Raw genomic sequence first — 5,124 nt, 5'->3', positions numbered from 1 at the left:
CGCGGAGGCCGCCGGGACATGCGGCGGACAGAGCGGGCCGGGCCGGGCCGGTGAGCGGGTCGGGCCGGTGAGCCGGCGGGCGGGCGGGTCTACGGCTCGAGCGGCACGTGCACGAGCAGCAGGCGCTCGCGCGCCGTGAGGGCGTCATCGAGCTCGGCGCGCGTCGTGACGCGGCGGTACTCCCACCCGCCGGCGGCGGCGAGCGCCGCGAAGTCGACCGCGACGGGCGTGCGCATGACGCGCGCGAAGTCGTCGGCGTCGGCCGTGGCGGCGACCTCGAGCGAGTCGAAGATCGTGCCTCCTCCGTCGTCGCCGACGAAGACGTGCAGCGAGACGTCGTCGGGCAGCGGGACGAGCAGGGCGCCCGCGTCGTGCACGGCGGCGAGGTCGCCGAGCAGGACGCGCACGACGCCGTGCCGCTCCGCGCGGCGGGCGGCGAGCGCGATGCCGGCCGCCGTCGAGATCGTCCCGTCGATGCCGGCGAGGCCGCGGTTGGCGTGCACCGGGATCCTCTTTCCGGGCACGATGCGGTCGGCCTCGCGGATGAGGCGCGACGCCCCCAGCACGAGACGATCGTGCGGCCAGGTGGATGCCCAGAGCGCGCGGGCGAGCATCCGCCGATCGACGGGAGCGCGCAGGATCGCCATCTCGGCGCGGGCGAAGGCGGCGCGAACGCTCGGCTCCTCCGAGACAGCGGCGCTGAGGTCGGGCGCCGGGTCGTCGGGCGCCTCCGACTCGAGGACGGCGCGCGACATCGCGACCCAGCCGCCGACCCAGCGGCGCACGACCGCGGGGTCGGGCGATCCGTGCACGCGCACGCCGTCGACGATGCGCGCACGTCGACCCGGGTCGTACGCCTCGACGCCCGGGGTGCGGATGACGATCGCCTCGACGTCCGGCCGCTGCAGCAGCGCCGGCACCTCGCGGCTCAACGTGGGGTGGCCGACGACGATCGCGCGGGCGACGGCGTCTCCGTGCGGGCCGCGGAGGACATCCCGGTAGGCCGCGACGACGTGCCGACCGAAGCGCGACTCGCTCGCGACCTCGGCGATGAGCGGGGCGCCGAGCTTCTCGGCGAGCTCCGTCGCGAGCGGGCCGGCCCCGGTGCCCGCGATGACGACGGTCGCGTCGTCGGGCTCGAGGTCGAGCACGACGCGGTCGCGCCGATCGCCGGGCGCGGCGTCGTCGATGTCGGCCCGGGCGGCGGGATGCTCGCCCGCGGCGAGGTCGGGGGGAAGCTCCACGGCTCCGCTGAGCGGCTCGCGGTAGGCGAGGTTCACGTGCACCGGGCCCTCCGCCGCGGCGCGGACGGCGAGCTCGGCCAGGTCGCCCGCGTCGTCGACCTCGTGGGCCGCGCCGACGGGAGCCGCGACATCCCAGTCAGCCCGCACGAGGTCGCCGAAGATGCCCGGCTGCACGGTCGTCTGGTTGCTGCCGATGCCCCGCAGCTCGACGGGTCGGTCGGCCGAGAGCACGATGATGCCGACGCCCGAGTGGTGGGCCTCGAGGACGGCCGGGTGCAGGTTCGCGACGGCGGTGCCCGAGGTGCAGATGATCGGCACGGGAAGGCCCGACTCGGCGGCGAGGCCGAGGGCCGTGAAGCCCGCGACGCGCTCGTCGACGCGCACGTGGAGCTCGATCGCTCCGGCGCGGGCGGCGGCGGCCGCCGCGAGCGCGAGGGCCTGCGAGCGCGAGCCCGGGCTCAGGACGACGTCGCGGACCCCGTGACGGATGAGCCCGACGACGAGCGCGGTCGCGGCGCGCTGCGCGGGCGACGCCGCGCGCTCGGGCGAGCCGCCGTCAGCGGCTCCGTCGTCAGCGGGCGGAGTCGTCGCGAGTGTCATCGTCGAGGTCGGCGAGTTCCTGCTCGAGGCGGCGCAGGCGCTCGCCCTGCTCGGCGCGACGCGCGACGTCCTCCCGGTTGATCGAGCCGAGGAAGTCGGGGTCGTCGTCGGGAGCGATCACGCGCGTGCCGCCGGAGGTGCGGCGGGCCTTGCCGATGACGAGCCAGAGGATGCCGCCGATGACGGGCAGCAGGACGACGAGGATCGCCCAGACGGGCTTCTGCAGACCGCGCACGCGCGAGCGATCGGTGAGCAGGACGTCGACGAGCGTGTAGATCGTGAACGCGACCGCGACCACGGTGAGCACGACGAGGAACCTGGCCATGAGGCGAGTGTACGCCGGGCCCCTGGGCTCGCGCCGGGTGAACCCGATGAGCGGACCGGACGCTCGGGCGGCCGCTTCTAGACTGGGGTCGTGAACCCGTGGATCCAGTACAGCCTCGTGCGCCTCGGCATCTTCGGAGCGGCCTTCGCGGTGCTCTACCTCGTGCTGCCGGCGCCGCTCGAGTCGATCGGGGTCGTCGGGTTCGCGGTCGTCGCGATCGCCGCGGTCATCGCCGCGGTCGTCGCTCTGACGGTGTCGTACATCTTCTTCGGTCGCCTCCGCGACGCGGTCGCGGTCGACCTCGCCGAGCGCCGCACGAAGCCCGTCGCCGACCCGGACGCCGCGGCGGAGGACGCCGCTGCCGAGGACGCCGCTGCGGACGCTCGTACCGACGACCGCCCTCGCGCCTGACCTAGAAGGCGATCGCCGCCGCGAGAGCGAGCCCCGTCAGGAGCGCCGCGAGCGAGGTGAGCTTGAGCGCGAGCACGAGCTCGGCCGCCGTGCGCGCGAGCAGCACGATGAGGATCACGGGCGCGCCGATGAGGAGCGTGAAGTACACGTACGGCGCCCACACGTAGAGCGCGGCGAACCAGGCCAGCACGCCGTAGGCGCCAACGATGAGCACCGCGAAGAGGATGCGGGCCGCCCGATCGCCCAGCCGCACGGCGAGCGTGCGCTTGCCGGCCAGGGCATCCTGACCGCGATCGCGGATGTTGTTGACGAGCAGGACGGCCGCGGCGAAGAGGCCCGCGATGATGCCCGCGAGCCACGCGTCGAGCGGGGCGTCGACGATCTGCACGTAGGTCGTGGCGACCGTCGCGACGAGACCGAAGAACACGAAGGCGACGAGCTCGCCGAGGCCCGCGTAGCCGTAGGGGCGGCGGCCGCCGGTGTAGAACCAGGCGGCGGCGATCGCGACGCCGCCGATCAGCAGCAGCCAGTACTGGCCGCTCAGCACGACGACGGCGAGGCCGGCGAGCGCGCCGAGGCCGAAGAAGACGAGTGCGACCGTGAGCACGGCGCGCGCGGGCGCGGCGCCCGAGCCGGTGAGGCGCCGAGGCCCGACCCGCTGCGCGTCGGTGCCGCGCACGCCGTCGGAGTAGTCGTTGGCGTAGTTGACGCCGATCTGCAGGAGGACCGCGGTCGCCAGGCAGAGAACCGCGATGAGGATGTCCGCGCCGGCGTTGACGTGCGCGACGGCCGTTCCGAGGGCGACGGGTGCGATCGCGAGGCTCAGGGTGCGCAGGCGAGCGCCGGCGATCCAGTCGCGTGCGGTCGCGCGCGACGCCGCCGCCGGGTTGCCCGATCGCGCGGCCGCGGCCGGTCGGCCGCCGGGCCGCCCCGAGCGCTTCTTCGCCGAGGAGGAGCCTGAGGTCTTCTGGGGTGCCCTGCTCGCAGGTCGCTTCGTCGCCACGAGCATGATCCTAGGGGCGGGCGCGCTCCGCGATGGCGAGGCGGTCGGGCTTGCCGGAGGGCAGCGTCGGCAGAGCATCCACCGTGATGACGCGGTCGGGGCGCGCCTCGGGCGGGAGGACGGCGCCCACCGCGCGGCGCAGCGTCGCGAGGTCGGGTCGGGCGGTCGTCACGACGACCGGGACCTCGCCCCACTCGGGGTGGTGGCCCGCGACGACGACGGCGTCGGAGAGCCCGGGCTGCTCGCGGACGACGCGCTCGACGTCGCCGAGCCGCACCTTGAGGCCGCCCGTCACGATCGTGTCGTCGAGGCGGCCGGTCACGCGGAGGACTCCGTCGACGAGCTCGCCCGCGTCATCGGTGCGGTACCAGCGGTGCTCGTCGTGCTCGACGAAGACGCTCTCGGTGCGCTCGGGGTCGCCGAGGTAGTACTCGGCGATCGTCGGTCCGCCGAGCTCGACGCGGCCGTCGACGATGCGCACGCTCGCCTGGCCGATCGGGCGGCCGTCGTAGACGACTCCGCCGCACGTCTCGCTCGAGCCGTACGTGCGGGTCACGCGCCAGCCGTGCGCACGCGCGCGGTCGATGAGCGCGGCGGGCGTCGACTGGCCGCCGACGAGGATGCGGGAGAAGCCGGCGAGCGCCTCGCGCAGCTGCTCGTTCGCGTCGGCCTCGTCGAGCAGGCGTCCGAGCTGGGCCGGGACGAGGGCGGTGTAGCGCACCTTCTCGGTCATGCGGGCGATCGCCGCGAGGACGGTCGCCGCATCCATGCGGCCGGGCGCGACGGGTACCGGGGGGATGCTCGCCGCGAGCGAGCGGGCGAGAACGTTGATGCCGGCGATGTAGTGCACGGGCAGCGCGGACAGCCACTGGCCGGGCTCGCCGAGCGCGCCGTTGGACGCGGCCGCGCTCGCGAGGACCGCGTCGGCGGTCAGGGCGACGCGCTTGGGGGTGCCGGTGGATCCGCTCGTCTCGACGACGAGCCCGATGCGCTTCTCGACCTCGAGCGGGGCGGTCTGCACGGGGTTCACGCCGCCGCCGCGGAAGAGCACCGCGGGCCCGTCGCCGCTCAGCGCGTCGCGCAGGTGCGCGAGGCACGCGAGGGGGTCGGAGGTGTCGACGACGGCGAGCGGACGGGTCACCCGTTCACGCTAGCGCCCGGGGCTGTCAGTACTGCCAGGGGAACGGCGACCAGTCGGGCGCGCGCTTCTCGAGGAAGCTGTCGCGGCCCTCGACGGCCTCGTCGGTCCCGTACGCGAGTCGCGTCGCCTCGCCGGCGAAGATCTGCTGGCCGACCATCCCGTCGTCGGTGAGGTTCATCGCGTACTTGAGCAGGCGGATGGCCGTGGGGCTCTTGGTGAGGATCGTCTCGGCCCAGTCGAGGGCCGTCTCCTCGAGCGCGGCGTGCGGCACGACCGCGTTCACGGTTCCCATCTCGAAGGCGCGCTCGGCGTCGTACTCGCGGGCGAGGAAGAAGATCTCGCGCGCGATCTTCTGCCCGACCTGCTTGGCGAGGTAGGCGCTGCCGTAGCCGGCGTCGAA

General features: G+C 74.7%; 6 protein-coding genes. 1 reads left to right on the top strand and 5 read right to left on the bottom strand.

The genetic code is table 11. From position 1 onward, the window contains the following. Positions 1-89 precede the first annotated feature (89 nt). The gene (gene menD / locus Q7T15_RS08110) at positions 90-1,844 is read right to left on the bottom strand and encodes a 2-succinyl-5-enolpyruvyl-6-hydroxy-3-cyclohexene-1-carboxylic-acid synthase (RefSeq protein ID WP_304695105.1); all 1,755 of its coding nucleotides are present in this window, start codon (positions 1,842-1,844) and stop codon (positions 90-92) included. Continuing rightward, positions 1,816-2,169 (bottom strand): PLD nuclease N-terminal domain-containing protein, encoded by a 354-nt coding sequence (locus tag Q7T15_RS08105; RefSeq protein WP_304695103.1) that lies wholly within the window; start codon positions 2,167-2,169, stop codon positions 1,816-1,818. The genes menD and Q7T15_RS08105 overlap by 29 nt, the downstream gene beginning before the upstream one ends. A gap of 90 nt (positions 2,170-2,259) precedes the next feature. Here Q7T15_RS08105 and Q7T15_RS08100 point away from each other — a divergent pair, with 90 nt between their 5' ends. Then, positions 2,260-2,580, top strand: coding sequence for a DUF4229 domain-containing protein (locus Q7T15_RS08100; RefSeq protein WP_304695101.1), 321 nt, complete (start codon positions 2,260-2,262; stop codon positions 2,578-2,580). Between the two features lies 1 nt (position 2,581). On the opposite strand, the gene Q7T15_RS08095 is transcribed toward Q7T15_RS08100, so the two are convergent. From Q7T15_RS08095 to Q7T15_RS08085, 3 genes are all read right to left on the bottom strand, one after another. After that, positions 2,582-3,583, bottom strand: a complete 1,002-nt coding sequence (locus Q7T15_RS08095; RefSeq protein WP_370689122.1) for a 1,4-dihydroxy-2-naphthoate polyprenyltransferase — start codon at positions 3,581-3,583, stop codon at positions 2,582-2,584. 10 nt (positions 3,584-3,593) lie between these two features. Further along, a complete protein-coding gene (locus Q7T15_RS08090) occupies positions 3,594-4,724 on the bottom strand; it encodes an AMP-binding protein (RefSeq protein WP_304695096.1) in 1,131 nt (376 codons plus the stop codon). A gap of 25 nt (positions 4,725-4,749) precedes the next feature. Continuing rightward, positions 4,750-5,124: enoyl-CoA hydratase-related protein (locus Q7T15_RS08085; protein ID WP_304695094.1), on the bottom strand; the 375-nt coding region annotated here is incomplete at its 5' end.

Source organism: Microcella sp. (assembly GCF_030645145.1).
In the GTDB taxonomy this organism is placed as follows: domain Bacteria; phylum Actinomycetota; class Actinomycetes; order Actinomycetales; family Microbacteriaceae; genus Microcella.
This window is presented reverse-complemented; position numbering and strand designations above follow the sequence as displayed.